The sequence below is a fragment of the Bradyrhizobium sp. 31Argb genome (genome assembly GCF_043638955.1).
GTDB lineage: Bacteria > Pseudomonadota > Alphaproteobacteria > Rhizobiales > Xanthobacteraceae > Bradyrhizobium.
The window spans coordinates 24,575-47,989 of sequence record NZ_JBEGDB010000033.1; the positions used below are offsets into that span (position 1 = coordinate 24,575).

The window sequence follows — 23,415 nt, forward strand, 5'->3', positions numbered from 1 at the left end:
GGCCGTCAGCCTCCTCGCCTATGCAAGCAATGGAGGTATTTTTTTGAATGACGTATTCGCTGATCCCCTCGATGAGCATCAGAGCGCATTTGTCGATCCCTGGAGTCATCAGCCCCAGAATTGGGGAGATATTCCAGATCACGCGGTGTTCGCTGGGGCATGGCACCTAAACGTCGGAATCGACACTCTTCATGAAGCGCTTTTTCTTGCGCGTGACGACCAAGAGGACCGGCTGTGGTCGCTGACTACATCCGCTGACACGTGCACGCGAGAGAGTCTGACCGCACGCGAGCGCGGCGATCGCGCCTGGATCAAGCGGAAGATCAGTTGTGGCTGTGTGGCCGGAGCGGCTCGCGCCAGAAGCCCGCGCGATGCGGCGACCATCCTAATGAGCAGACTACTCCGCTCTCGCCTTCATTTTTCAGGCTCGGAGCCGCCCTACATGTCTGGCCTGCTCACAAGCCAAGAGATGGCCGCCATTGTAGATGTCTTTGAGCAGGAGTTAAGACGGAATACGGTGGCGGCGGAAGCGGATCAGCGTAAAGATGAAGCCGGCATCATCATACCTCCGGACTAAGGCGGCCTCGGCGGCAAACTGGTAGGCTGTGTTCAAGGAGCTCGATGCCGGTTACGGCACGCCTCGGATGACCTATCCCAGCGCTGCTGGTGTTCGATACGTAGCCCCACGCTGCCGCCCAGAAAGAACTGATGGAGGCTGTCCTTCTCGCCCCGGCTGAGCGAGGCTCCCTCCGTGCCAAACTCGGGGAAGACTCTGGCGAGGAGGGATATGACGTCAGAGCGCTCGTCGAGCGCGGTTCAAAGCCCCAACTCCGAAAGCCCAGGGTGATCGTCCGGACGCCGTCCCAGAGGCCAGTGAAACTTCCGGTCGGCTTCCTTGATGGGAAGGTCATTGATGCAGGCAAACCGGCGTTGCATCAACCCTGCGGCATCATATTCCCAGTTTTCGTTACCATACGAACGGAACCAATTGCCGCTGTCATCATGCCACTCATAGGCGTAGCGGACGGCGATCCGATTATCGGCGAAGGCCCAGAGCTCCTTGATCAGCCGATAGTCGAGCTCCTTTGCCCACTTTCGGGTGAGGAACGCCACGATCTCGGTCCGTCCGTTGGCAAATTCAGAGCGATTCCGCCAACGGCTGTCCGGCGTATAGGCCAGCGACACCTTCTCGGGATCGCGGCTGTTCCATCCGTCTTCTGCCAGGCGAACCTTTTGTGTTGCGCTCTCGAGCGTGAATGGTGGTGCAATGATGGTCATTTCAGTTTCTCCTATACTGACAGGTGCGAGTTGCAAGTATGAACATTCAAGGCTCGGCCATATCCAATTTTACCATCCGGTCGGCCGAGAATCGTGCGCAACGCACTGATGAGCGCCGCATTTTCCTGCGGAGTGCCGATCGTGACTCGCAGCTTGTCGCGCAGCCGATCGGTATCGAACCAGCGGACATAGATGTTCCCCTCCATAAGCTTCGTGACGACTTGGCGTGCGCTGCAGCTGCCATCAAACGATGCGAGCGAAACGAGAACGAAGTTGGCTTGAGATGGGCCGACAGCGAGGTTCAAGTCTTGCAGATTGCGCGAAAGTGTCTCTCGTTCCTTCCGAACTGCCTCCCAAGTGCCGCTCGCATGCGTGCGGTCGTCGAGCCCCGCCGCACCGAGTATCTGGGCGATTGCATCGACGTTGTAGGTGTCCTTCGTTTTGTGAAGGATTGGCTGGATCAGCCTGACATCCGCGAGGCCATAACCCAAGCGGAGACCGGCAAGCGAATATCCTTTGCTCAGGGTGCGGAGCAGAAGGACATTTTGATGCCGCGATATCAGCGTTGTCGCATCATAGCCCAGCGCCGGATCAACGAAATCTACATAGGCTTCGTCAACAACGAGTACCCCCTTAAAGGACGCGGCGAGCCGTTCGATCGTGGCGATTGGAAAAAGCGTTCCGCATGGCGCGTGGGGGTTCGTGAGGAACGCGAGCTGCGCGCCGGCCGCATTCCAGCGGCTCGCAGTTTCCTCGGGCAATTGCCAAGCTTCGGTCAAGGGAACGTCGCAGACGGGCGCCCGATGGAGACCTGCGAGCAAGGAATAGAAGCCATAACCGGGCGAAACGATGCCGACCGCGCGGCCGGGATCGACAAAGGTCGCGAGCGCCAGTCGCAGCAGCTCGTCGCCACCATTGGTGGCAATAACCTGATCAGGCGCAACGCCGTGGGCGCGCGCGGCAACGAGACGAAACGCCATGGCCGACGGATCCGGATAACGCTGGAGTGTGAGGGGAAGAATATTGCTGAGATGCGCCATGACCCTCGGGCTGGGCGGAAAAGGATTCTCATTCGTGTTGAGCTTGATCGCGCCGCTATCGGGCTGGAGCCCCGGTACGTAACCCTCAATTTGGCAAATATGCATTCGTTCGTACATCAGCGTCTCCGCCTGGGCCGGTCAGGTGCATGACCGGCGGATCGCTCCGCGACCAAGATCGGCTGCAACGAAGAGCGATGCAGGCACATATACGGCGCCTTCCAATAGGGACGCGACTGGACGAAGATCTCCGCCGATCGCCGGGCGCGTCGCTCAAGTCAGTCCTTCGCCCGAGCGCGATCGATCGACATTTGGGTCGGCATCATGTTGACGTTCGCGTTGTGGATGACCCACAGGGAGCCGACGACAACAGTCGCGATCAGCAGGCCAGTGAGGAGAAAAATCAACGTGTTGTTCCGCTGCTCTGGCGCGGTTCCGAGATGGAGAAAGAATGCGAGCTGCACCAGCAACTGAGCGACGGCAAGGAGCGTTATCGCCGGCAGGATCATGTCCCTAGCAACGGCACCGCTCATGACTGCTCCAAACGAGAGTGCGGTCAATCCGAGCGACAGAAAAAAGCCTGCTACGTAGGACTTAAGTGTAGCGTGGGGGGCATCATCTGCAATGTGGTTTGGAATACTCGCTCTCGACATCACAGCACCCCGCGCAGGTAAACGAAGGTGAAGACGCAGATCCACACCAGATCGAGGAAGTGCCAGAAGAGGCTGAGACATGCGAGACGCCGACGAATGACCCCATCCAGCTCAAAGTGTGAGGTTTGGTGGATCATCACCGCAAGCCAGATCAGCCCCGCCGTCACGTGCAATCCGTGCGTGCCGACGAGCGTGAAATAGGCCGAGAGGAAGGCGCTTCGGTTCGGGCCCGCTCCCTCTTCGATGAGATGGACGAATTCTCGAACTTCCATGTTGATGAATGCCGCGCCCAACACGAAAGTGATGGCGAGCCACGCGATGACATTTCCCCTGCGGTTGGTCTGCAAGTTGAGTACGGCGACACCAAAGGTGAAGCTGCTCGCCAGCAGCAGAACCGTTTCAACCGCAACATACGACAGATCGAAAAGCTCCCGCCCGCCCGGACCGCCCGCAACATTTGCGGCAAGCACGCCGAAGGTGGCGAACAAGCACGCGAATATCAGGCAATCGCTCATCAGGTAGATCCAGAAACCGAGAACGGTCATCGACCCGTCATCATGCTCGTGGTGATGTGCGGCTGAAGCTTCGAACGTCGCTACCGATCTGGGGAGAACAGAGATGTTCATGGTTACACTGCCTTCGATATTTGCGCGTGGCGCTGTCTCTCGATGCGCGCGACCTCGGGTGCCGGAACATAGTAGTCGGTGTCCCGGTCGTAGCTGCGCGCGACGAACGTGCCGACCATCCCAAAGAGGCCAACCGCGGCGATTGCCCACATGTGCCAGACGAGCGCGAAGCACAGGACGAAGCTGAAGACGCCCATCACGAAGCCGGCCGCCGTATTCTTCGGCATGTGGATGTCCTCGTAGTACGACGCGGAGCGCCAGGCTCGTCCAAGCTCCTTGTCTTCCCAATGCTGCTCGAGCGAGGTGATACGGGGAATATGGGCGAAGTTGTAGAAGGGCGCCGGCGAGGCCGTGGACCACTCCAGGCTGCGGGCATTCCACGGATCGCCCGTCACATCGCGGTTCTTCTCCCGATCCCTGATGCTGACCCAGAACTGGATGAGGATGGCGATGATGCCTATGCCGATAATCACCGCGCCGACCAGAGCGACGATCAGGTAGGGGTGCCAGTCGGGCACGTCATAGTGGTTCATGCGGCGCGTCATCCCCTTGAAGCCGAGGATGTAGAGTGGCGTAAAGGCGAGCCAGTAGCCGACCAGCCAGCACCAGAAGGAGACCTTGCCCCAGAATTCGTTCAGCTTGAACCCAAACACCTTTGGGAACCAGAAACTCATGCCGGCAAGGCAGCCATAGACCACGCCACCGATGATGACGTTGTGGAAGTGGGCGACCAGGAACAGGCTGTTGTGCAGGACGAAGTCCGCACCGGGAACCGCCAGCAGCACGCCGGTCATGCCGCCGACAGCGAAGGTGACCATGAAACCGATGGTCCACAGCGTCGCCGAGTGGAAGCGGATCCGGCCCCGGTACATCGTGAACAGCCAGTTGAACAGCTTCACACCGGTCGGAATCGAGATGATCGTCGTCATGATGCCGAAGAAGGCATTGACGTTAGCGCCGGAGCCCATCGTGAAGAAGTGATGCAGCCAGACGAAGAACGAGAGCACGCCGATCGACGAGGTGGCGTAGACCATCGACTTGTAGCCGAAGAGCGGCTTGCCAGAGAAAGTCGCGATCACCTCGGAGAAGACGCCGAAGCACGGCAGGATCAGCACGTAGACCTCAGGATGGCCCCAAATCCAGATGAGGTTGATGTACATCATCGCATTACCACCAAGTTCGTTAGTGAAGAAATGCATGTCGAAGTACCGATCGGCGGCGAGCAGCGCCAAGGTAGCGGTCAATACCGGGAAAATGGCAACGATCAGGATGTTGGTGATCAGCGCGGTCCAGACGAAGACCGGCATCTTCATGAAGCCCATGCCGGGCGCGCGCATGCTCAGGATCGTGACGACGAAGTTGATTCCGGTGAGTGTCGTGCCAAGCCCTGAGACCTGTAGCGACCATATGAAATAATCGACGCCGACTGTCGGACTGTATTCGAGCTCGGACAGCGGCGGATAGGCGACCCAGCCGGTCGCGGCGAAGTCGCCGACCCACATGGAGACCATGACAAGAGCTGCGCCGACGGCGGACAGCCAGAAACCCAGCGAATTAACGAAGGGATAGGCGACGTCGCGAGCGCCGATCTGGAGCGGCACCACGACGTTCATCAGCCCGATGATAAAGGGCGTGGCCACGAAGAAGATCATAATCACGCCATGGGCGGTGAAGATCTGGTCGTAGTGATGCGGCGGCAGGTAGCCGGCGGCATCATTGGCGGCCATAGCCTGCTGAGTGCGCATCATGATCGCATCCGCGAATCCGCGCAGCAGCATGAGGAGCCCGAGACCGAAATACATTACGCCAATCTTCTTATGATCGACGGAGGTGATCCATTCGGACCAGAGATAACCCCACTTCCGATAGTAGGTGAGCAGGGCAAGAACGGTGAAGCCGAGAACGGCGACGACGATGCCAGTCCCTGTGATGATCGGTTCATTGAGCGGAACGGCGCTGAGAGAGAGTTTTCCAAGCATCAATAATTCCTCCGCGAGACCAGTCCCTGGGGCGTGCAGATCGCGTCGTTGAGCGCCACCGCCGGCATCCGTCCCGCCATGAAGCGATCGACGATGCTGTCGAAGAGTCCGGGCGTGACTCTCGCGTATGTGGTAGCCGGCGTCTTGATGCTCGGCTGCTCGAGCCCCCTGTAGCTCGCTTCGTCCAGCGCAACCGGGGCGTTCGTTGCCTGCATGATCCAGGCATCGAACTGTTTTCTGGGCACTGCGACCGTGTCGAAATGCATGTCCGAAAAACCCGGCCCGCTGAAGGCCGAGGATCGACCGGCATAGATGCCAGCCTCATCGGCGACGAGATGTAGTTGGGTCTGCATCCCAGCCATTGCGTAGATTTGGCTGCCAAGCTGCGGGATGAAAAAGGAGTTCATCATCGACGCAGACGTCAGGCGGAAGTTGATCGGCGTGCCGACGGGAATCGCGAGGTGGTTTACGGCGGCGACACCGTAGTCCGGATAGATGAACAGCCACTTCCAATCCAGCGCGACAACTTCGACGTTCACCGGCGCGACGTCCGATTCAAGCGTCCGGTAGGGATCGAGCGAGTGGGTTGTCTCCCAAATGAGGACGGCGAGGAATGCTACGATGATGCAGGGGATCGACCAGATAACGATCTCGATCGGCGTCGAGTGCGCCCATTTGGGCATGTAGGTCGCCTTGGAGTTAGACTCCCGATAGCGCCAGGCGAAAACGAGTGTCAGCACAATCACGGGAATGACGACAAGCAGCATGAGGCCGAGCGCGATCAGGATCAGATCCTTCTCCTGCGCGCCGATGGACCCCTTGGGGTTCATCAGTTCCAGATGATCGCAGCCGCCGAGGGTCAAGAGCAGGATCGCAACGGCCACTCGGCCCGCGACTGTCGGGAGCTTAGCGAGCGCAGCGCCCTCTTCGCGTGTCGCAGGCTCTACCCGTCGGCCACGATGAAGCGAAGCATGGCTGAAGAGCCCTCCGTGGCCTTGCTTGAGTGCCTTTGTGCTCGCCTCGGTGTGAGGCAACCATGATCCGTGCTGGAACAACTTACCCATCCTCTAGGATCAGCGGCTCATCCGGCGCCGCAGATTCGATTTCCACTTGTATGGCTTCTGCCTTCGATATAGCCGACAAATCACACCACATTGTATGTTCGTCAAGCATACATTTTCGTTACCGAACCGCTCAGTGTACGCTATAGAGATGAGAGCGCTCGGCAATTCGAGGCGAAGATCGAGGGAAAATGGCGCTGGATCAATATGTCCGGGCGCGATGAATGCGGGCGACAGGCAGCTGAGCGTTTATGATAGTAGCGCGACACGACTAGTCCCGCCCATTTCAGGCCAACAATGGCATTGAAGTGTATGCTTCAATCGCCTACTGTTGTCGGCAACAATGTATGGTATTAGCGCTGCTGCGCCGCAACGATGCGGACGGTCCAGTCGGCATCCTCAACCCACGTCCAAGTCCAGATGCAAGGGAGCATTCATGACAGACTATCGAACAATTCGTGCCGCCGCTGTGCAGATCTCCCCCGACCTCGCTTCTCTCGAAGGGACGCTCGACCGTGTGCTCGCTGCCATCGCCGAAGCGGCGTCAAAAGGTGCCGAACTAATTGTCTTCCCCGAGACGTTCCTGCCCTGGTACCCCTACTTCTCAATAGCTCAGGGGCCGAGCGCCATTCGCGACGAGCACATCCGTCTCTATGAGAACGCCGTCGCCGTGCCCGGACCGGTGACCCACGCTATTTCGGCGGCCGCTCGCAAGCATAACATCGTGATCACGGTTGGGATCAACGAGCGCGACCATGGTTCGCTCTACAACGCCCTGCTGATCTTCGATGCCGATGGCTCGCTACGCCTGAAACATCGCAAGATCTCGCCAGCCTATCACGAACGAATGATCTGGGGCGTCGGCGACGGATCGACCCTGCAAGTGGTCGAAACGGCGGTCGGCAGAATCGGCGGCTTGATCTGCTGGGAGCATTACAATCCGCTCGCCCGCTATGCGATCATGGCCCAGCATGAGGATATCCACGTGGCGCAATATCCCGGTGCGCTCTTCGGCCCCACCTTTAGCGACCAGACGGAGGTCCAGCTTCGCAACCATGCCCTCGAGAGCGGCTGCTTTGTGGTCAATGCGACGGCTTGGCTCACCGAGGAGCAAGTCATGAAGATCGCTGGCGAGAATGGCGCGGCCGCAGCAATCCGCGGCGGCTGCATGACTGCGATCATCGATCCAGAGGATGTAGTCCCACCGCTGACTTCCGGAGAGGGGATTCTGGTTGCCGATCTTGATCTCAAGCTGAACCTAGTCCGCAAGCGACTAATGGATTCTGTGGGCCACTTTTCGCGCCCAGAGCTCCTCCGGCTTCTTATGACCAACCAAGCGGTGGCGCCAACCGTCACCTCGCGCGAACTCGCCTTGCAGCGGCCGCCCGTGGCCCTGCCGGCGCCTCTCCCGAGCCTACAGCGATGCCGATTCTCGCGGCCGCTATCGAGTGATCAAGACGCCTCGGCAAGAGCTGCCCGAGGCGTCCCCCCTTTGCCTCGTTCCGAACTGCCGGCCGCGGAAGCACATCGTTCAACTGGGCGTAGTGGTGGCGATTTTGAGCACCTCTCGAAGGCTATTGGGCTCTACCCCTTGGTCAACCATCCGGTCTCGAGCTTCCAAGAAATTCAGTGAGCAGCGCGTTGAATCGCGCAGGAGCTTCGAGGTAAGGTAGATGCCCACAACTCGGCATTCGTGCGATCGAGGACCCTCCGAGCCACTGGTGGAGCTCCTCAACACAGTAGTCTGGGACGAATGCGTCCCGTTCTCCTCTGATCAGAAGGACAGGGCAGCGGACATCCGCCAGCTCCGCGCGCTGATCGAATGCGATGAGCTCATTGAAACGCGCCCGGATATGTTCGGGATCGATCCAATTGAGCGATCGCAAGAAGCCCCGGACGATAGCGTCATGCTCGCTGACACCCATCGCGTATAGCAGTTCTTCGGCCCATCCTCGCCCCCCGTCGGGCTGGAGGAGCAGATCATAGAGCTTGAGGCGCGCCTCCCTGTCCGCCGGCGTCAAGTGGATGAACGCGTTGACGACCGCGATGCGCTCAACCCGTTCTGGATGGCGTGCCGCGAACATCAAAGCGACGCGAGCGCCTTTTGAAAGGCCACAGATTGCGATCCGTTCGATCTTGAGATGCTCGGTCAGCGCGAGAATCGCTTCCCAATAGCGATCGAATGGTACGCCGCGCCCCTCTGATCGACCGTGGCCGGGCATGTCAAGTCCGACGACGCGATGAGTCGCCGCAAAGGCTAAGCGTTGCAACATCCAGTTGTCCGCATTGCCGCCAAGGCCGTGAACAAAGAGCAATGCCGGTCCCGCCCCCTCAAGCGTATAGTGCAACCTTCGGCCGTCATGGATGAAAGAGCTCATTGCCTCATGCTCTCCGGAGCGAGCTTGGAATGCGCTGCCGTCGCGTCAAGCGGACTGCACCGTACCGATGCATCTACGATCAGCACGCCCCTATACCAAAGGGAAACTGGCGGCACGGCAGGTGCGGGAGGAATTGCATCACGCCGTTTCCTCCATCGAAGAATATGATGACCGTTACACCGGTTGAGAACTTGCGAATGTTCGGCTTCATCGTTGACAGCCGTCGCCGCAGCTCTATTGATCACGTTCGGACCGCCTCCCTGACTTCCCGGTAACACCAACTCAGCCACTCGAGCGCCAAGGCAAGATCGGATGCCGCGACGGTTGCTCCGCCCCAGAAGCGGAAGCCGGGAGGAGCCGTCCGGTAAGCGCCGGCATCGAACGCGACGCGCTCCTGTGCCAACCGCGCCACGACGGCGTTTGCCACCACAGACTGCAAGACTTGGTCCCCACCTAGCTCCGGATCGACAATCTTGAGGCAGATCGACGTCTGTGACCGGATCTCCGCGCGACTGGCAAGAAAATCGCACCACTTGTTCTGGCTGACCCATTGGGCGGCGCGGTCGAAATTTTCCTGGCACCGCGCCTTCAAGGCAGGAAGACCGCCAATGTCGCGCGCCCAACGCAGCCCGTCGATCGCATCTTCGACTGCCAGAAGCGATGGCGTGTTGATCGTTTCCCCGACGAACAGCCCTTCGATGACGACGCCACTCTTGACCATGCGGAACAGTTTCGGCATCGGCCAGCGCGGAACGTGATCAGTCAGACGCTCGACGGCCCGTGGGCTCAAGACCATCATGCCGTGGGCAGCCTCGCCGCCGAGCACCTTCTGCCATGACCAAGTCGTCACATCGAGCTTGGACCAGGGCAGGTCCATGGCGAACGCAGCCGACGTCGCATCGCAGATCGTCAAACCGCTTCGGTCTTCGGTGATCCAGTCAGCATCGGGGACCCGGACGCCGGAAGACGTTCCGTTCCACGTAAAGACAATGTCGCGTTCCGGGTCCGCCTTCCGAAGGTCTGGAAGTTCGCCATAGGCGGCCATAAAGATCCTCAAATCACCGAGCCCGAGCTCCCGCGTGATGTCCACTACCCAGTCGCCGCCGAAGCTGTCCCATGCAAAAACATCGACGCCACGTGGCCCGAGTAGCCCCCAAAGCGCCATCTCCACGGCGCCGGTGTCGGAGCCGGGCACGATTGCGATTCGGTAGTCGTCCGGAATCTCCAAAACCTCTCGCGTCAGCTCGATAACCTCCCGAAGCTTCGCCTTGCCTTCCTTGGAGCGATGTGATCGGCCTAGCGCCGCGCCGTTCAACGCCTGCAGCGACCATCCGGGACGTTTCCGGCAGGGGCCGGACGAGAAGTTCGGGTTCGTAGGTTTCCTAGCCGGTCGAGAAATCCCTTCGCGCATCTTTGCGTCCTTTCCGTTCTACGCAACTGCTCCGCTTTCGCGGTAGGCCGCAAGCGCAGTCTTAAGCTGGACCAGACTTGGCGTGACCACCGGAATGAAGGCGGCCTCCCTCCAGCGCCGACCGAAACTGGCCCCGGACGCCCTCAGATAGCCACGGCCACCCGTGCTCTGGAGCTCGAGCCCAACAGCCTGCATAACGATGTCGGCGAGAGCGATGCGGATCTTGAACAGCGCCTCCGGCTTAGCTCGGAACATGCCGGAGCGGAGCCCCTCCCGCAGATTGCTTTCCTGCTCGACCAGCGCCGAGGTCAGCGCAATCACCGGCTCAGTGAGTATCTGACGCCCGGGTGCGAGGCGGCCGCGCGCTTCCGCAAGCGCGCGCCGCGCCAGCCCGATGGACATGCCGCACTGCAGGCCGAGGAAGGCCGGGCGCACCTCCGGCAGCCAGACATTGGCATCGGGATGGATCACGCGACCCGCATCGATCTGCACGCCTGAAAGTGTTACGCCTGCCGTGTTGCTCGCGCGCAGCGCGATGATGTCGAGGTCGGCTGAGCGGCTAAGACCTGCATCGTCATGCGCTACCGAGGCGATGAAGGCGCCTCGCCTGTGCTTTCTCGCCACAGCCACGGCGAGATGAAAGCCTTGCCAGCGCAGATTTGTGACCCAAGGTAACATCCCATCGAGCACGTCGGCTTGCGCGCGCACGTTCACCTGCAGCTCCTCGATGCCGGAGAGAAACTTCATCGCATTAGATAGACCGGTGGCGCCGGCCACGCGTCCAGCCAAGAGGTCCGGCAGCAGCGCCTGGCGCAACCCCGCATTGGGACTTTGTAAGAGATACTCGATGTAGCTACGATGCGCCCAGAGCACGAAGCCGGCAGCTACCGAATGTTCAGAAGCAGCCGCGATCGCCTCGACACCGTCCGTGACGTCGCCCCCTGCTCCACCGTCGGCGACGGCTAGGCCGGCACCAAGCAACCCGCCCGCCGCAAGCCGCGGGAGAAGTTCGCCGGCCAGGGTGTTCTCCGTGTCCAGGCTGAAGGCGTTCCTGTCCAACCATGCTGCAAGCTCGGCATCGACCGACACGGCGGATCATCCTTTCGCGGCAGCGGCGCGCACGCCATCCCAGCGATAGGGCTCGAACTGAGGGTTGAGCGGTGAGCCGCCGAGATTGTTGGCGAAGTTGCACAGCGTGGCGAGGCTCACTCCGAGCACCACCTCAAGTGCCGCCTGGTCGCCGAATCCGGCCGACTTGAAAGCCTCAAGCTCGACATCGTCGACGCGGCCGCGTGTAGCGATCACCGCCTTCGTGAAGCGCGCGACGGCGTCTAGGCGCGCATCAGGCACATGACCGAGATCGCGCAGGGCCTCGACTGCTTCCTTATCGAGTCCTGCCTGCTTGTAGGCGGCAGACGTGTGACCGGCGACGCAAAAGCCGCAGCCATGCGTCGCGGCTGCAGTGATCTGCACGGTCTCGCGCTCCGCGACCGACAGAGAGGAGCGCGCATTGATGCCAGAGACCGTCAGATAGGTTTCCAGCGCCACTGGTGCATTGGCGAGCACCCGCAGGAGGTTGGGCAAAAATCTGTTGCGCTTCTGTGCGGTAATGAGCAACTCCTTAGCAGCTTCAGGAGCATCTTCAATCGTTCGTAGGGGCAGTCTTGTCATGATCTCTCCTCTTCATTCGCGGGCGCGGCAGCGCGCCGTCCGATCAGGCGCTGCAGCAGCGGCCCTCCGCTCAAAAGTCTGGACGCGGAGAGAGCACCTTGCTGCCACTGCACAGGCGGATGCTCGGGCGGCGTTACGATCGTTGAGAACCCACACTGCACGAGTGCGGCGAACTGATCCGGGAGGACGTGTCCGATCGCGCGGATGTCGCCCTTGAATCCGTGTCTGTCTCGAAGCGCGCGAGCAACGGTGAAGCCGCGGCCGTCCCGAAACTTCGGGAATTCGACGACGATAAGATCAAGCTTGTCGAGGAATGGAAGGATTTGGTCCGCGGTCACGCCAGCAGCCGCGAACACACCGATCGGGCGGTCGACTGGGATCTCCGATCCCACCGATGCCAACACCTCGAGCGGGATGACATACTTCGGCCGGATCGCGCCGTCTCCGCCTGTGTCGGAATAGCTCCAGCCGTCCACGATGATCTGCGCACTGTTATTGATGAGGGCCATAGACCGCCTCCCTGAAGGGCGCTGCTCCAAGCCGCCGATAGGTATCGATGAAGCTCTCCCCGTCGGTACGGTGCGCTAGATAGGCGTCGACGATTGCCTCGATCGCGTCAGGCACGGCCCCGACAGCGACCGAGGGACCGATAATCGTGCCGATGGACGCTTTCTCGTCGGCCGCGCCGCCGAGCGTGATCTGATAGACCTCCTCGCCATTCTTATCGACGCCGAGCAGCCCGATGTGCCCGACATGATGATGACCGCACGCGTTGATGCAGCCAGAGATGTTGAGGTCGAGAGGTCCAATCTCGGCTTGCCGTGCCGGATCGGCGAAACGATCCGCGATCTTCTGCGCGATCGGGATTGAACGGGCCGTTGCGAGGCTGCAATAGTCCATGCCGGGACAGGAGATGATATCGGTGACGAGGCCGACATTCCCCGTCGCAAGACCGCCATCAACCAGGGCCTGCCATAGGTTAGGGAGCTGTTCCTTGCGGACATGCGGCAGAACAAGGTTCTGCTCGTGCGATACCCTGATCTCACCGAAGGAGAAGTGATCAGCTAGATCCGCGATCAGGTCCATCTCGTCGGCGCTCACGTCGCCGGGGATTCCGCCAATGGGCTTTAGCGAGATCACCGCGGAAATGTAGCCCGGTTCGCGATGTGGGTGCGTGTTCGTTCGAACCCAGGCTCTGAACGCACGGTTCGACTTCACCGCACGTTCGAACTCTGGCGTTTCCGAGGGCAAGGGAACAAAGGGCGGCCGCACGAAGCGCGCGGCAACCACCGAGACCACGTCATCCTCGAGGACGCAAGAGTCAGCGGGCATGGCCGCGAACTCATGCTCGATCATCTCGATGAAGCGCTCCGGCTTCATGTCGCGAACGAGGATCTTGATCCGCGCTTTGTAGATGTTGTCGCGCCGACCCAGTGTGTTGTAGACGCGAAGGATTGCCTCGACATAGCGCAAGAGATTGCGAACCGGCAGCCAGTCCCGGACCTTGGTGCCGACCATGGGCGTGCGTCCAAGACCGCCGCCCGCGTAGATCTGAAATCCCGGCTCACCTTTCGCGTTACGCTTCGCGAGAATGCCGATGTCATGGACGCGGACCGCCGCGCGGTCCTGAGGGCTGCCTGTGATCGCGATCTTGAACTTGCGGGGTAGATAGGTGAACTCGGGATGATCAGTCGACCATTGCCGGAGGATCTCCGCGTAGAGACGCGGATCGACAACCTCTTCCGCAGCGGCGCCAGCGAAATGGTCGGTCGTAACGTTGCGCACGCAATTGCCGCTCGTTTGAATGGCGTGAAGATCCGCTTCCGCCAGCACAGCGAGAATGTCCGCCGCATCTGTCAGTCGCGGCCAGTTGAACTGAATGTTTTGGCGCGTCGTGAAATGCCCGTAACCGCGGTCGTAGTAGCGAGCGACATAGGCAAGCTGCCGCATCTGCGAAGCGCCCAGCACGCCATAGGGTAGCGCCACCCGAAGCATGTAGCCGTGGAGCTGGAGATAGAGGCCGTTCATCAGGCGGAGCGGCTTAAACTCGTCCTCGTTCAGCTCACCCGAAAGACGGCGCTGGACCTGTCGACGAAACTGCTCGGCGCGGTCGCGCAGGAACTGACGATCATATTCGTCATAGCGATAGATGCCCGCGTAGGGAGACCTCGAAGTGGCCGATGGTGGTGCCGGCAATGGTGGGCGCGCCCACCGCTCCCCGACCGCCGTTTTGGCCAAGTCCTCCCGAACGCTTGGTCCTGCGCCTCGTAATCGTTCGCGGCGCGCTTGGGGGACAGGACGCCCCTCAACAAGATCGGCCGGAATATCCCGAATGTCGACGGCAACATCCCGGTCGCGATCTCTGACCGTCTCAAGCGCGGATTGGAGCGCGTCACCATCGAGGGCGTCCGCGGCTTCAAGTCGATCGGTCCACTCCCCGTTTGAGCCCAACCAGACAACGACGCCATCCGATAAGCGATTTGCAGTGACGATGCTCTTGGGCATGTGGTATCTCTTCAGGTGGGCTAGACTCAGGCAGCTTGGCGGGCTGCGGCCCAGCCCAGGTCACGGCCCACGGCGATGAGCGCGTCGACGAGATCACGCATGTGCGCTTCAGTGTGGAACGGCGTCGGCGTGATGCGCAGGCGCTCCAGACCGCGCGCCACCGTGGGATAATTGATGGGCTGGACATAGATTCCGCGACCGGCCAAGAGCAATTCGCTGATACGCCGGCACAGATGCGCATCCCCCACCATCACCGGCAGGATATGAGTGGGCGAGTCGAGCACGGGCAGGCCCCCGCTCTTGAGCATCGCCTTCAGCCGAGCCGCATTCTCAGCCTGCCTCGTGCGGTCTTCAGGGTGCGCTTTCACATGCTGTATGGCGGCCAGGGCTCCCGCAGCAAGGTGGGGAGGAAGCGACGTAGTGAAGATGAAGCTGTCGGCGAGGCTCCGGATCACGTCGATCATGAGCGCCGAACCGGCGACATAGCCGCCCATCACGCCAAAGGCTTTCGCCAGGGTACCTTCGATCAGTGTCACACGATGGGCTACGCCGTCACGCTCGGCGATTCCGCCGCCGCGCGCGCCATAGAGCCCCACCGCGTGAACCTCATCAAGATAGGTGATAGCGCCATGCTTCTCAGCGATGCCGCAGATGGCGGCAATCGGCGCCACGTCGCCGTCCATGCTGTAGACGCTCTCGAAGGCAACAATCTTAGGGCGCGCTGGATCGACGCTGCCCATCAGCTCATCGAGATGAGCGACATCGTTATGCCGAAAGATGAGCCTCTCCGCGCCAGATCGGCGAATGCCCTCGATCATCGAGTTGTGGTTGAGCGCATCGGAGAAGATGACGCAGTCTGGCAGGAGCCGGCCTAAGCTGCCGAGCGCCGCGAGGTTCGAGATCCAGCCTGACGTGAAGATTAGTGCCGCCTCCTTGCCGTGAAGATCGGCAAGCTCGGCTTCGAGAGCAACATGCTGACGATTAGTACCGGAGATGTTGCGCGTCCCTCCGGTGCCGGCACCGAAGATATCGATCGCGTTGTGCATGGCTGCAAGGACACGGGGATGCTGCCCCATGCCGAGATAATCATTGCTGCACCAGACCGTGACGCGCTGGATCCCACCATCCGGGCGATGCCAGAGAGCCGTAGGGAATTCTCCCGCGATCCGCTCCAGCTCGATGAACGTCCGATAGCGGCCGTCCAGTTTCATCTCGGAAATTAGTTCTCGAAACTTGGCATCGAAATCCATCGGTCATCACCCCATCGCACGCGATTGTCGCTCAAAGACGGTAAGTCTCGGCGAAACATGCCATACATCTTCATCCAATTTAGTAGGTCATATAAGCATACATCTCAACCGTAAATAGTCGAATTGTATGGATTTAACCCCTACGCCTGGAGCCATAATCCCTGCTTGCAATCGCACGCGGCGCCTCCGACGCAACCGTGGCGGTCCATATCGCGAAGACAGCCCGATGCCGCGGGCGGAACCCGAAAGACAGGCCTCGCCCAGCGGATGCAACTGGCGGCAAAAGTCGTCGAATGAGGGGTAGTTACTTTATGTATGAATGCGGGACGGCCACGAGATTTTGGTCGCGGAGGAAGCGACCCATCCACCTGACCCCGTCCGCGATGCCGCCGAATGGATAGAGATGATACAGCAGGGTGCCGAAATCCCGTCCGTTCAATCCGAGGGCAAGCCGTTCGACAAAGCGATCCGACGTGACGCGCTGAAGGAGATTGGTGAGCGAGAGGCCATACTTTCGCAGGAGCCCGTCCGATCTGATGACACCAAATTGTTCAGCGTATCTGAGCAGTCTGCCGGCATCCGTTGGCCCAGGGATGCCGATTCGAACGGGCGTACTGATCTCCTCGCCGCGTAAGCGCGTGATCCAGCGCACGATCGCATCGGCATCGAGTCCGAACTGAGTCGTGATTTCGACGGAGCAGCCGGCCTCCTTCAGGAAAGCGAGCTTCCATCTGAGAGCTCGCCACAGCGTGTCGGCATCGATCTTTGGATGCCCTTCCGGGTGTGCGACAATCCCTACATGGCGAATGGCGTGGCGCTGGAGGATCCCACTTTCCAGTAGGCCCAAGGAGTTTACATAGGGACCGGCAGGCGTCATCGGGTCGCCCCCGACCAGCATGAAACGCGTCGGGGCTACCTCACCGATCAAGTATCCAAGGAAGTTGTCGAGCTCTCTCTCGGAGAGCAGCCGCCGCGCTGAGATGATCGGCACTGGCTCAAAGCCGTATTGCCGCACTATGCGCGCTGCGTGGATACGCTGCGCGTGGTTTTCGCTGCCCAGGAACGCAATATTGATGGGCGTTCCTGGTGGAATCTCGGCTTTGGACTCCGCAATCCGCGCGACGGTCTTCGCGGTGACCTCCAAGGCGTAGAGACCGCGCGGAGAAGAAACCAAGGCTGGCGGTTGAATATCAAGACTATGCATCGGCGTCACCGCGCTTCTCTAAGATTGTCGCGCTAACCGCGGGCCAGCGACGATTGCACGTATCTGCCCTTCCAATCAGAACCCATACATGCTATCTATAGCGTATGTCTAATTAGCATACAAGCGAGGGAATAGTATGTGGCGACCGCGACTAATCGAGAGCGCCCGCATGAAATATCTCGGAATTGTTGAAGCCCTTGAGGCGGATATCAGGTCCGGGCGGGTCGCGCGGGGCGACAGGCTACCGGCACAGCGATCCATCGCGGAAGCCCTCGGCGTCGATCTGACTACTGTGACGCGGGCCTTCAACGAGGCGCGCCGGCGCGGGCTCATCGAGGCGCAGGCCGGCCGCGGCACCTTCATCAGAGAGAAACTTGATGGCAACGAGCCCGCCGGAGCGGCGCACCCCTTGATCGATCTCAGCATGAACATTCCGCCACAGCCGTCGGAGGTGGAGTTCCGAAAGATCTTTCCGCAGGGGATCGCCGGCATCCTCGGAAGTCCGCGCGGCCTGCTCAGCCTGCACTACCAGGATAGCAGCGGCGCAGAGCCCGATCGCTATGCAGCCGCAGCCTGGCTTGCGCACCGGCTCGAAGGCGTTGCTCCCGACCGGCTCATGGTTACGGGCGGCGCTCAAAGCGCATTGTTTGCCGTCTGCGAACTTCTGCTCGCTCGCGGCGACGTGCTCCTTGCCGGTGCGATGACCTATCCCGGGCTGAAGGCTGTCGCCGCACAGAAAGGGCTCGTCCTCGAACCCCTCGCAATGGATGAACAGGGGATCGTTCCAGACGCATTCGAGAAAGCGTGCCGCGAGAAATCCCCCAAGGCGCTATACGTGATCCCAACCATCGACAATCCAACGACGGCGACAATGTCGGAGGATCGGCGCCATAAGATTGCGGCCCTGGCGCGGAAGCATGGCATCGCCATCATTGAGGACGATCCTTATGCGCCGCTTCGGCCGGAGCGGATTGTCACGATGGCGGAGCTGGCTCGCGACCTCACCTGGCATATCGCCACTCTTTCGAAATGTGCGAGCCCCGCTTTGCGTGTTGCCTATGTCGTCGCACCTAATGCTGGGATGGCGCTTCGACTGGCGGGCGTGTTGCGTGCGACGATCCTCATGGCACCGCCACTCATGTCAGCCCTTGCGACACGCTGGATCGCCGACGGCTCGCTCGATGAAATCGCGAAAGCCATCAGCGCCGAGAACGCGGTTCGCCAGAAGCTTGCCGCTTCGATCCTGGGTGACGTCAGCTTTGCGGCAGATCCGCACGGGCATCACCTTTGGCTACGGTTGCCCACTCATTGGCGCGCAGGCGACTTCGCGGAGCACGCCGATCGTGTCGGTGTATCGATCGTGCCGAGCTCCGCCTTCGCCGTTGCCGCGCATCCCACTGAGGCCGTGCGTATCTCGCTGGGCGTCGCGCCCGACCGAGGTGCGCTCGAAGATGGCCTCACCCAGCTCGCCAGTCTCATGGCGCAGCCATCGCTCGCTACCAGAGCCGTCGTGTAGTTCATAAGGATTGATTACGATGTCCAACGCCATCAAAGCCGCCGTTGTTCAGGCCGCACCTGTCCTCTTCGACAAGCCGAAGACCTTTGCCAAGCTCGCCAATTGCACGCGCGAAGCGGCCGGTTTGGGGGCGGATCTCGTGGTCTTTCCCGAGGCGTTCGTCGGCGGCTATCCGAAAGGCATCGACTTCTGGGCATGCGCAGCGCCGAGGGGCGGGAAGATTTCCGCCGCTACTTCGATAGCGCCATCGAGCTGCCAGGACCCGATGCCACTCGGCTCGGCGAAATCGCGCGGGACAATGGCGTGTACCTCGTGGTCGGTGTCATCGAGCGGGATGGCGGGACGCTCTATTGCACGGCCTTGACCTACGGATCCAACGGTCGGTTGCTCTCGAAACACCGCAAGCTCATGCCGACGGCGCTGGAACGGCTGGTCTGGGGCTTCGGCGACGGCTCGACAATTGGCGTGGTCGAGACGCCGCTCGGCCGCATCGGCAGCGTCATCTGCTGGGAAAACTACATGCCGCTGCTGCGTGCCGCGATGTACGCCCAGGGGGTCGAGCTTTACTGCGCGCCAACGGTCGATGATCGTGACACCTGGTTGCCCACGATGCGCACCATCGCGCTTGAAGGCCGGTGCTTCGTGATCTCGGCCTGCCAGTATTTCACGCGTAACGATGCTCCGCGGGACTACGCGCCTGTTCATGGTGACGACCCGAAAACGGTGCTTATCCGCGGCGGATCCTGCATCGTCGACCCGCTCGGCAATGTCCTCGTCGAACCCGATTTCACCGGAGAGGCGATCAAGCTTGCCGAGATCGACCGGCGGGTGATCGTCCGCGGCAAGTACGATTTGGATGTTGTGGGTCATTACGCCCGCCCCGACGTATTCAGGCTTTCGGTCGACACGCGACCGAAGCCTGCAGTCGCGTTCAAGGGACAACCGCCCTTGTCGGTCGTCCAGGAGCTGAATGTCACGACGGAGCCGAATGAGGACGCGCTATGTTCGGATTAACGGCGCTCGAGCTCGCCCGTATCCAGTTCGGATTCACGATTTCGTTTCACATCATCTTCCCGGCGATCACGATCGGGCTCGCCAGCTATCTCGCGGTGCTCGAAGGCCTGTGGCTTTGGAAAAAAGAGGTGGTTCATCGCGACCTCTACCATTTCTGGTCCAAGATCTTTGCCGTCAACTTCGCGATGGGCGTCGTCTCTGGCCTCGTCATGGCCTACCAGTTCGATCCATGAGAATGGCTCCTCGCCCTTCTCGCATCTTGTTCGGATCATCACCGGGCTCCGCGACCATCGTGCGCGGCGCCAACTAAAGCTCCCGACTGTTTGCGGGGCTGGCCATCGCGGGCGCATACTGTCAGTGGTATCCGATGTCAGCCCGCACTTTGCCGCGAAATACCCAATAGGACCAACTGGTGTACATCAGGATCACCGGCAGGAGCACGAGCGTTCCGATCAGCAGGAAAACTTGAGTCCGGTCGGAAGATGCACTCTCCCACAACGTGAAGTGATACGGCACGATCATCGGGTAAAGGCTGATGGCAATCCCGATATATGAAAGGACGAATAGGCCGATCCCACCTACGAATGGCAGCACTTCGGAACGGCTGCCGAGCGCGTGCCAGGTGAGCAGCGTGACGGCGATAGTGGCAATCGGAACCGGCGCCAGAAAAATGATGTTCGGAAACGTGAACCAACGAGCGGCGATCGCCGGGTTCATGAGTGGTGTCCAAATGCTGACGATGCCGATGCCCGCCAAAACGCCGATCAGACAGACACGACCCTGATGACGGGCGGCGTCCTGAAGCTCTCCTCGGGTCTTGAGGATCAGCCAGCCCGCCCCAAGAAGCGCATATCCGAACAACAGGGCGATTCCGGTCAGAACCGAGAATGGTGTCAGGAAATCAAACGAGCTACCGGAGAACACCCGCCCGCTGACTCGAAATCCCTGGATGAAGTTGCCGAGAACCACGCCCTGCGCGAAGGTTGCAATGCCCGATCCGTAGCTGAACCCGTGGTCCCAAAAGGTCTTGCGCTCGGCGTCCCGGAAGCGGAACTCGAACGCCACCCCTCGAAAAATCAATGCCAGCAGCATCACGAGAATTGGAAAATAAACCGCGGGAAGGATGATGGCGAACGCGAGCGGGAAGGCCGCGAGCAAGCCAAGGCCGCCGAGCACGAGCCAGGTTTCATTTCCGTCCCAAATCGGCGCAATCGAATTCATGATCGTATTGCGAGAGGCTGTGTCCGGCGCCAAGCCAAAAAGAATGCCGACGCCGAGATCGAAGCCGTCAAGGAGCACGTAGAAGAACACGGCGAGGCCGAGGATCAGCGTCCAGATCGGCACGAAATCCATAACCTGAATCACGCCCTGACTCATGGTACGTTCTCCTCGGAAATCACCGGCGCGGCCAATACCGGCGCCTGTGGACGTCCGGCCTCGATTTCCGCGTCTCGTTCCGCGGTGGGCGTCGGGCCGAGGCGGACAAGGCGGATCATGAGAAACAATCCGGATGGATACATAACGAGATAGACGGCCATATAGGCGAGCAGCGAGATCAGCACGTCACGGCCCGTCAACGACGGCGAGACTGACTCCGCGGTTCGCAACAGGCCATAGACGGTCCAGGGCTGGCGTCCAACTTCGGTGGTCACCCAGCCGGCGATAACCGCAATGAACCCGATGGGCATCGCGAGTTGGCACAGCCGCAGAAAAAGCGGAGTGTCGTTGAGCCGCCCGCGCCAGCGCAGCCATCCGCCGAGCAGCACGATACCAAGCATCAGCATGCCGCATCCAACCATGATCCGGAAAGAAAAGAAGGGAATTGCGACGGGCGGCCGTTGATCGGCGGGAAAGTCCTTAAGGCCCTTGATTTCGCCGTCGAGCCTGTGAGTGAGGATCAAGCTGCCCAGCAAGGGCACCTCGATCGCAGCATAGTTGCTTTCGGTCTTTTCGTCGGGAATGGCGAACAGCGCCAGGGGGATGCGGCGGCCGGTCTCCCAGTGCGCCTCGATGGCCGCAAGTTTTGCAGGTTGGTGCTCCAGCGTATTAAGGCCATGCTGATCGCCGAGAAAGATCTGCAGAGGCACCAGCGCGGTCAGGAGCCACAGCGTCATCGACAGCATGGTGCGGCCTTCCTCTGCAAATTGTTCCCGCCTCATCAGATAAGCGCCAACGCCGAGGACGACGAAACCGGTGGTGATGTAGAAAGCCACAACCGTATGAGCCAGCCGGTACGGGAATGAAGGACTGAAGACGACTTCCATCCAGTTTGTCGGAAAGATACGGCCGTCGATGATTTCGTAACCGGCCGGCGTCTGCATCCAGCTATTAGCCGACAGAATCCAGAAAGACGAGAACAGCGTGCCCAGCGCCACCGTCAGCGCCGCAAAAAAGTGCGCCCAGCGCGGCACCAGCTTTCGTCCAAACAGGAGGACGCCAAGAAATGCAGCTTCGAGGAAAAACGCCGTCAGACCTTCATAGGCGAACAACGGCGCGAGAACGTTTGCGGTAGCGTCCGAGTAGCGGCTCCAGTTGGTGCCGAACTGAAACGGCATAACGACGCCGGTCACAACACCCATGCCAAACGCGATCGAGAAAATCTTGATCCAGAACATGGAGACGCGAAGATAAACGTCGCGCCGGGTCGTGAGATAAAATCCTTCAAGGACGGTAATGAACGTAGAGGCACCGACGGTGAATGCGGGGAGCAGAATATGCCAGCCAATCACCCAGGCAAATTGCAATCGCGACAGAAAAACCGGATCTAAGTCCATCGTCGTTACCTCCCGCAGCAATCGCTGTGCCCGAAAAGCTTCCCATCCGCTCTAATATTTCCGTATCGACTTCAATCCTTATCCAAACGAAACCCCATTGCAGCTTAGGACATTCCGGTCAGGGCCGTAACCCCGCCGGACTTTTGGAACCCATTTCCGTGCAATGCCGATAATCCGCGCGCCAGCCAAATGCTGCTTTCACAACGCGAATAATCGGGAGCGGACACGCCAACTGATAAGGTGCGCTTTTTTCCCGATGGTTAGCTCAATCTTACCGTCCTGGTGAGGAACCGAAAACTCCCGCGCTTATCCCTCGTGCTGTCATGCGCTCGCGGATCCAAAAATGATAAAGGTCGCGGTAGACTATATCTTTCTTCCACAACCACAGGCCTTCCAGCGCCACGAGATTGCTCGCAAGGCCGATGGTGATCGCCGGGAAGATGATCTGGGACGACATCGTGAATCCGAATTGGATCCGCGCCAGTTCCAATGCGGTCAGGCCGAACATGGCGCTCTCCTTCAGCACGCTCGGATGCGACCCCGAACCTACCGCCCTCTCCCGGCGGGTCTATCCGCACCGCCATCATCTGTCGGCAAAGGTCCGCACTTTCATCGACGTGCTTGTCGACCATAGCGCCGAGCAGCAGAAGCTGATCAATCCGTATTGCTGAGGACGAATTGCGAGGCAAGCCAAACTTGGTCATGCGATCGAGGTCAGCTAAGGGTCTTGGTTGTGTGCAAACAGATGGGTCGGTACGCGACCGTGGTCGCCAATCATTGCAGGCGGCCGATGTTCTCGCGTCTGATCGTCCAATGCCCGGCCAAAGTAGGTATCGCGACGCGGTATTGCGCTTTTGGACACACTTTCCGGCCTTCAGGCGGCGCGGATGGCTGCAATCAGGCTCGGTTTGCCGACGATGTTCATCACCCGTGTGAGGTTATACGGCTTACAATCCGCCGCCCGCATTTCCGCTCATGTTGTAGGGTCTGTTGGGATTCAGGATTCTCATTCGTGCTTGGCTGTGATTCAAGCTTTGGATGGAACGATTCGTTTTGAC

At 60.2% G+C, this 23,415-nt stretch carries 21 protein-coding genes and 4 pseudogenes; 7 read left to right on the top strand and 18 right to left on the bottom strand.

Annotated elements, in window-relative coordinates:
* Window positions 1-43 precede the first annotated feature (43 nt).
* The gene (locus AAFX91_RS09280) at window positions 44-577 is read left to right on the top strand and encodes a hypothetical protein (RefSeq protein ID WP_394566255.1); all 534 of its coding nucleotides are present in this window, start codon (window positions 44-46) and stop codon (window positions 575-577) included.
* A 239-nt stretch (window positions 578-816) separates the two neighbouring features.
* Here AAFX91_RS09280 and AAFX91_RS09285 read toward each other — a convergent pair whose 3' ends face one another.
* The 6 genes from AAFX91_RS09285 to cyoA form a co-directional block, all read right to left on the bottom strand.
* Entirely contained in the window at window positions 817-1,278 is a 462-nt protein-coding gene (locus AAFX91_RS09285; protein WP_394566256.1) for a DUF1348 family protein, read from the bottom strand.
* 11 nt (window positions 1,279-1,289) lie between these two features.
* Window positions 1,290-2,435 (bottom strand): histidinol-phosphate transaminase, encoded by a 1,146-nt coding sequence (gene hisC, locus AAFX91_RS09290; RefSeq protein WP_394566257.1) that lies wholly within the window; start codon window positions 2,433-2,435, stop codon window positions 1,290-1,292.
* A gap of 158 nt (window positions 2,436-2,593) precedes the next feature.
* Window positions 2,594-3,049, bottom strand: a complete 456-nt coding sequence (cyoD, locus tag AAFX91_RS09295; RefSeq protein ID WP_394566258.1) for a cytochrome o ubiquinol oxidase subunit IV — start codon at window positions 3,047-3,049, stop codon at window positions 2,594-2,596.
* Window positions 2,968-3,588, bottom strand: a complete 621-nt coding sequence (cyoC, locus tag AAFX91_RS09300) for a cytochrome o ubiquinol oxidase subunit III (RefSeq protein ID WP_394566276.1) — start codon at window positions 3,586-3,588, stop codon at window positions 2,968-2,970. Before cyoC ends, cyoD begins: the two co-directional genes overlap by 82 nt.
* Before the next feature lie 8 nt (window positions 3,589-3,596).
* Window positions 3,597-5,573, bottom strand: a complete 1,977-nt coding sequence (gene cyoB, locus AAFX91_RS09305; RefSeq protein WP_394566259.1) for a cytochrome o ubiquinol oxidase subunit I — start codon at window positions 5,571-5,573, stop codon at window positions 3,597-3,599.
* On the bottom strand, window positions 5,573-6,457 hold the full coding sequence (gene cyoA, locus AAFX91_RS09310; RefSeq protein WP_394566260.1) for a ubiquinol oxidase subunit II: 885 nt from the start codon (window positions 6,455-6,457) through the stop codon (window positions 5,573-5,575). Before cyoA ends, cyoB begins: the two co-directional genes overlap by 1 nt.
* A 613-nt stretch (window positions 6,458-7,070) precedes the next feature.
* Between cyoA and AAFX91_RS09315 the strand changes: the two genes are divergently transcribed.
* Window positions 7,071-8,267: a nitrilase-related carbon-nitrogen hydrolase gene (locus tag AAFX91_RS09315; RefSeq protein WP_394566261.1), complete on the top strand. Its 1,197-nt coding sequence runs from the start codon at window positions 7,071-7,073 to the stop codon at window positions 8,265-8,267.
* On the opposite strand, the gene AAFX91_RS09320 is transcribed toward AAFX91_RS09315, so the two are convergent.
* The 9 genes and pseudogenes from AAFX91_RS09320 to AAFX91_RS09360 all read right to left on the bottom strand — a co-directional run bounded on the left by AAFX91_RS09320 (window position 8,230) and on the right by AAFX91_RS09360 (window position 17,062).
* A complete protein-coding gene (locus tag AAFX91_RS09320; protein WP_394566262.1) occupies window positions 8,230-9,012 on the bottom strand; it encodes an alpha/beta fold hydrolase in 783 nt (260 codons plus the stop codon). The genes AAFX91_RS09315 and AAFX91_RS09320 overlap by 38 nt on opposite strands.
* Before the next feature lie 241 nt (window positions 9,013-9,253).
* Window positions 9,254-10,423: a phosphoserine transaminase gene (locus AAFX91_RS09325; RefSeq protein ID WP_394566263.1), complete on the bottom strand. Its 1,170-nt coding sequence runs from the start codon at window positions 10,421-10,423 to the stop codon at window positions 9,254-9,256.
* Between the two features lie 18 nt (window positions 10,424-10,441).
* Window positions 10,442-11,512, bottom strand: a complete 1,071-nt coding sequence (locus tag AAFX91_RS09330) for an acyl-CoA dehydrogenase family protein (RefSeq protein WP_394566264.1) — start codon at window positions 11,510-11,512, stop codon at window positions 10,442-10,444.
* 6 nt (window positions 11,513-11,518) lie between these two features.
* Complete coding sequence (locus tag AAFX91_RS09335; protein WP_394566265.1) at window positions 11,519-12,094, bottom strand: carboxymuconolactone decarboxylase family protein; 576 nt, start codon at window positions 12,092-12,094, stop codon at window positions 11,519-11,521.
* Window positions 12,091-12,603: a DUF934 domain-containing protein gene (locus AAFX91_RS09340; protein ID WP_394566266.1), complete on the bottom strand. Its 513-nt coding sequence runs from the start codon at window positions 12,601-12,603 to the stop codon at window positions 12,091-12,093. The genes AAFX91_RS09335 and AAFX91_RS09340 overlap by 4 nt, the downstream gene beginning before the upstream one ends.
* Window positions 12,587-14,245 carry a nitrite/sulfite reductase gene (locus AAFX91_RS09345; protein WP_394566277.1) on the bottom strand — a complete coding sequence of 553 codons (1,659 nt, stop codon included), beginning with the start codon at window positions 14,243-14,245 and terminating at the stop codon, window positions 12,587-12,589. Before AAFX91_RS09345 ends, AAFX91_RS09340 begins: the two co-directional genes overlap by 17 nt.
* Window positions 14,246-14,395: 150 nt before the next feature.
* Window positions 14,396-14,599 (bottom strand): annotated as a pseudogene (locus tag AAFX91_RS09350) (DUF2849 domain-containing protein); the annotation flags it as partial.
* A 26-nt stretch (window positions 14,600-14,625) separates the two neighbouring features.
* Window positions 14,626-15,849 carry a 5-aminolevulinate synthase gene (gene hemA / locus AAFX91_RS09355; protein ID WP_394566267.1) on the bottom strand — a complete coding sequence of 408 codons (1,224 nt, stop codon included), beginning with the start codon at window positions 15,847-15,849 and terminating at the stop codon, window positions 14,626-14,628.
* A gap of 304 nt (window positions 15,850-16,153) precedes the next feature.
* Window positions 16,154-17,062, bottom strand: a complete 909-nt coding sequence (locus AAFX91_RS09360) for a hypothetical protein (protein ID WP_394566268.1) — start codon at window positions 17,060-17,062, stop codon at window positions 16,154-16,156.
* Between the two features lie 160 nt (window positions 17,063-17,222).
* On the opposite strand from AAFX91_RS09360, the gene AAFX91_RS09365 reads away from it, so the two are divergent.
* The 4 genes and pseudogenes from AAFX91_RS09365 to AAFX91_RS09380 form a co-directional block, all read left to right on the top strand.
* Window positions 17,223-18,569: a PLP-dependent aminotransferase family protein gene (locus AAFX91_RS09365; RefSeq protein ID WP_394566269.1), complete on the top strand. Its 1,347-nt coding sequence runs from the start codon at window positions 17,223-17,225 to the stop codon at window positions 18,567-18,569.
* 19 nt (window positions 18,570-18,588) lie between these two features.
* A pseudogene (locus tag AAFX91_RS09370) lies at window positions 18,589-18,696 on the top strand (hypothetical protein); the annotation flags it as partial.
* Between the two features lie 68 nt (window positions 18,697-18,764).
* The gene (locus tag AAFX91_RS09375; protein WP_394566270.1) at window positions 18,765-19,583 is read left to right on the top strand and encodes a carbon-nitrogen hydrolase family protein; all 819 of its coding nucleotides are present in this window, start codon (window positions 18,765-18,767) and stop codon (window positions 19,581-19,583) included.
* Window positions 19,571-19,807, top strand: a pseudogene (locus tag AAFX91_RS09380) (cytochrome ubiquinol oxidase subunit I); the annotation flags it as partial. The gene AAFX91_RS09375 and the pseudogene AAFX91_RS09380, both read left to right, overlap by 13 nt.
* Before the next feature lie 130 nt (window positions 19,808-19,937).
* Here AAFX91_RS09380 and cydB read toward each other — a convergent pair.
* The 3 genes from cydB to AAFX91_RS09395 form a co-directional block, all read right to left on the bottom strand.
* A complete protein-coding gene (cydB, locus tag AAFX91_RS09385) occupies window positions 19,938-20,960 on the bottom strand; it encodes a cytochrome d ubiquinol oxidase subunit II (RefSeq protein WP_394566271.1) in 1,023 nt (340 codons plus the stop codon).
* Entirely contained in the window at window positions 20,957-22,357 is a 1,401-nt protein-coding gene (locus AAFX91_RS09390; protein WP_394566272.1) for a cytochrome ubiquinol oxidase subunit I, read from the bottom strand. Before AAFX91_RS09390 ends, cydB begins: the two co-directional genes overlap by 4 nt.
* Before the next feature lie 271 nt (window positions 22,358-22,628).
* On the bottom strand, window positions 22,629-22,865 hold the full coding sequence (locus tag AAFX91_RS09395; protein WP_394566273.1) for a cytochrome ubiquinol oxidase subunit I: 237 nt from the start codon (window positions 22,863-22,865) through the stop codon (window positions 22,629-22,631).
* A gap of 58 nt (window positions 22,866-22,923) precedes the next feature.
* Here AAFX91_RS09395 and AAFX91_RS09400 point away from each other — a divergent pair.
* A pseudogene (locus AAFX91_RS09400) lies at window positions 22,924-23,028 on the top strand (LysR family transcriptional regulator); the annotation flags it as partial.
* Between the last annotated feature and the right edge of the window lie 387 nt (window positions 23,029-23,415).

What these genes read in the sequence shown, in the direction of transcription:
- hisC (WP_394566257.1), bottom strand. Translation starts at nt 2,435, where the DNA reads ATGTACGAACGAATGCATATTTGCCAAATTGAGGGTTACGTACCGGGG.
- cyoB (WP_394566259.1), bottom strand. Translation starts at nt 5,573, where the DNA reads ATGCTTGGAAAACTCTCTCTCAGCGCCGTTCCGCTCAATGAACCGATC.
- AAFX91_RS09395 (WP_394566273.1), bottom strand. Translation starts at nt 22,865, where the DNA reads ATGTTCGGCCTGACCGCATTGGAACTGGCGCGGATCCAATTCGGATTC.
- AAFX91_RS09315 (WP_394566261.1), top strand. Translation starts at nt 7,071, where the DNA reads ATGACAGACTATCGAACAATTCGTGCCGCCGCTGTGCAGATCTCCCCC.
- AAFX91_RS09390 (WP_394566272.1), bottom strand. Translation starts at nt 22,357, where the DNA reads ATGGACTTAGATCCGGTTTTTCTGTCGCGATTGCAATTTGCCTGGGTG.
- AAFX91_RS09335 (WP_394566265.1), bottom strand. Translation starts at nt 12,094, where the DNA reads ATGACAAGACTGCCCCTACGAACGATTGAAGATGCTCCTGAAGCTGCT.
- cyoD (WP_394566258.1), bottom strand. Translation starts at nt 3,049, where the DNA reads ATGTCTCAGCCTCTTCTGGCACTTCCTCGATCTGGTGTGGATCTGCGT.
- AAFX91_RS09375 (WP_394566270.1), top strand. Translation starts at nt 18,765, where the DNA reads ATGCGCAGCGCCGAGGGGCGGGAAGATTTCCGCCGCTACTTCGATAGC.
- AAFX91_RS09365 (WP_394566269.1), top strand. Translation starts at nt 17,223, where the DNA reads ATGAAATATCTCGGAATTGTTGAAGCCCTTGAGGCGGATATCAGGTCC.
- AAFX91_RS09320 (WP_394566262.1), bottom strand. Translation starts at nt 9,012, where the DNA reads ATGAGCTCTTTCATCCATGACGGCCGAAGGTTGCACTATACGCTTGAG.
- hemA (WP_394566267.1), bottom strand. Translation starts at nt 15,849, where the DNA reads ATGGATTTCGATGCCAAGTTTCGAGAACTAATTTCCGAGATGAAACTG.
- AAFX91_RS09285 (WP_394566256.1), bottom strand. Translation starts at nt 1,278, where the DNA reads ATGACCATCATTGCACCACCATTCACGCTCGAGAGCGCAACACAAAAG.
- AAFX91_RS09340 (WP_394566266.1), bottom strand. Translation starts at nt 12,603, where the DNA reads ATGGCCCTCATCAATAACAGTGCGCAGATCATCGTGGACGGCTGGAGC.
- AAFX91_RS09325 (WP_394566263.1), bottom strand. Translation starts at nt 10,423, where the DNA reads ATGCGCGAAGGGATTTCTCGACCGGCTAGGAAACCTACGAACCCGAAC.
- cydB (WP_394566271.1), bottom strand. Translation starts at nt 20,960, where the DNA reads ATGAGTCAGGGCGTGATTCAGGTTATGGATTTCGTGCCGATCTGGACG.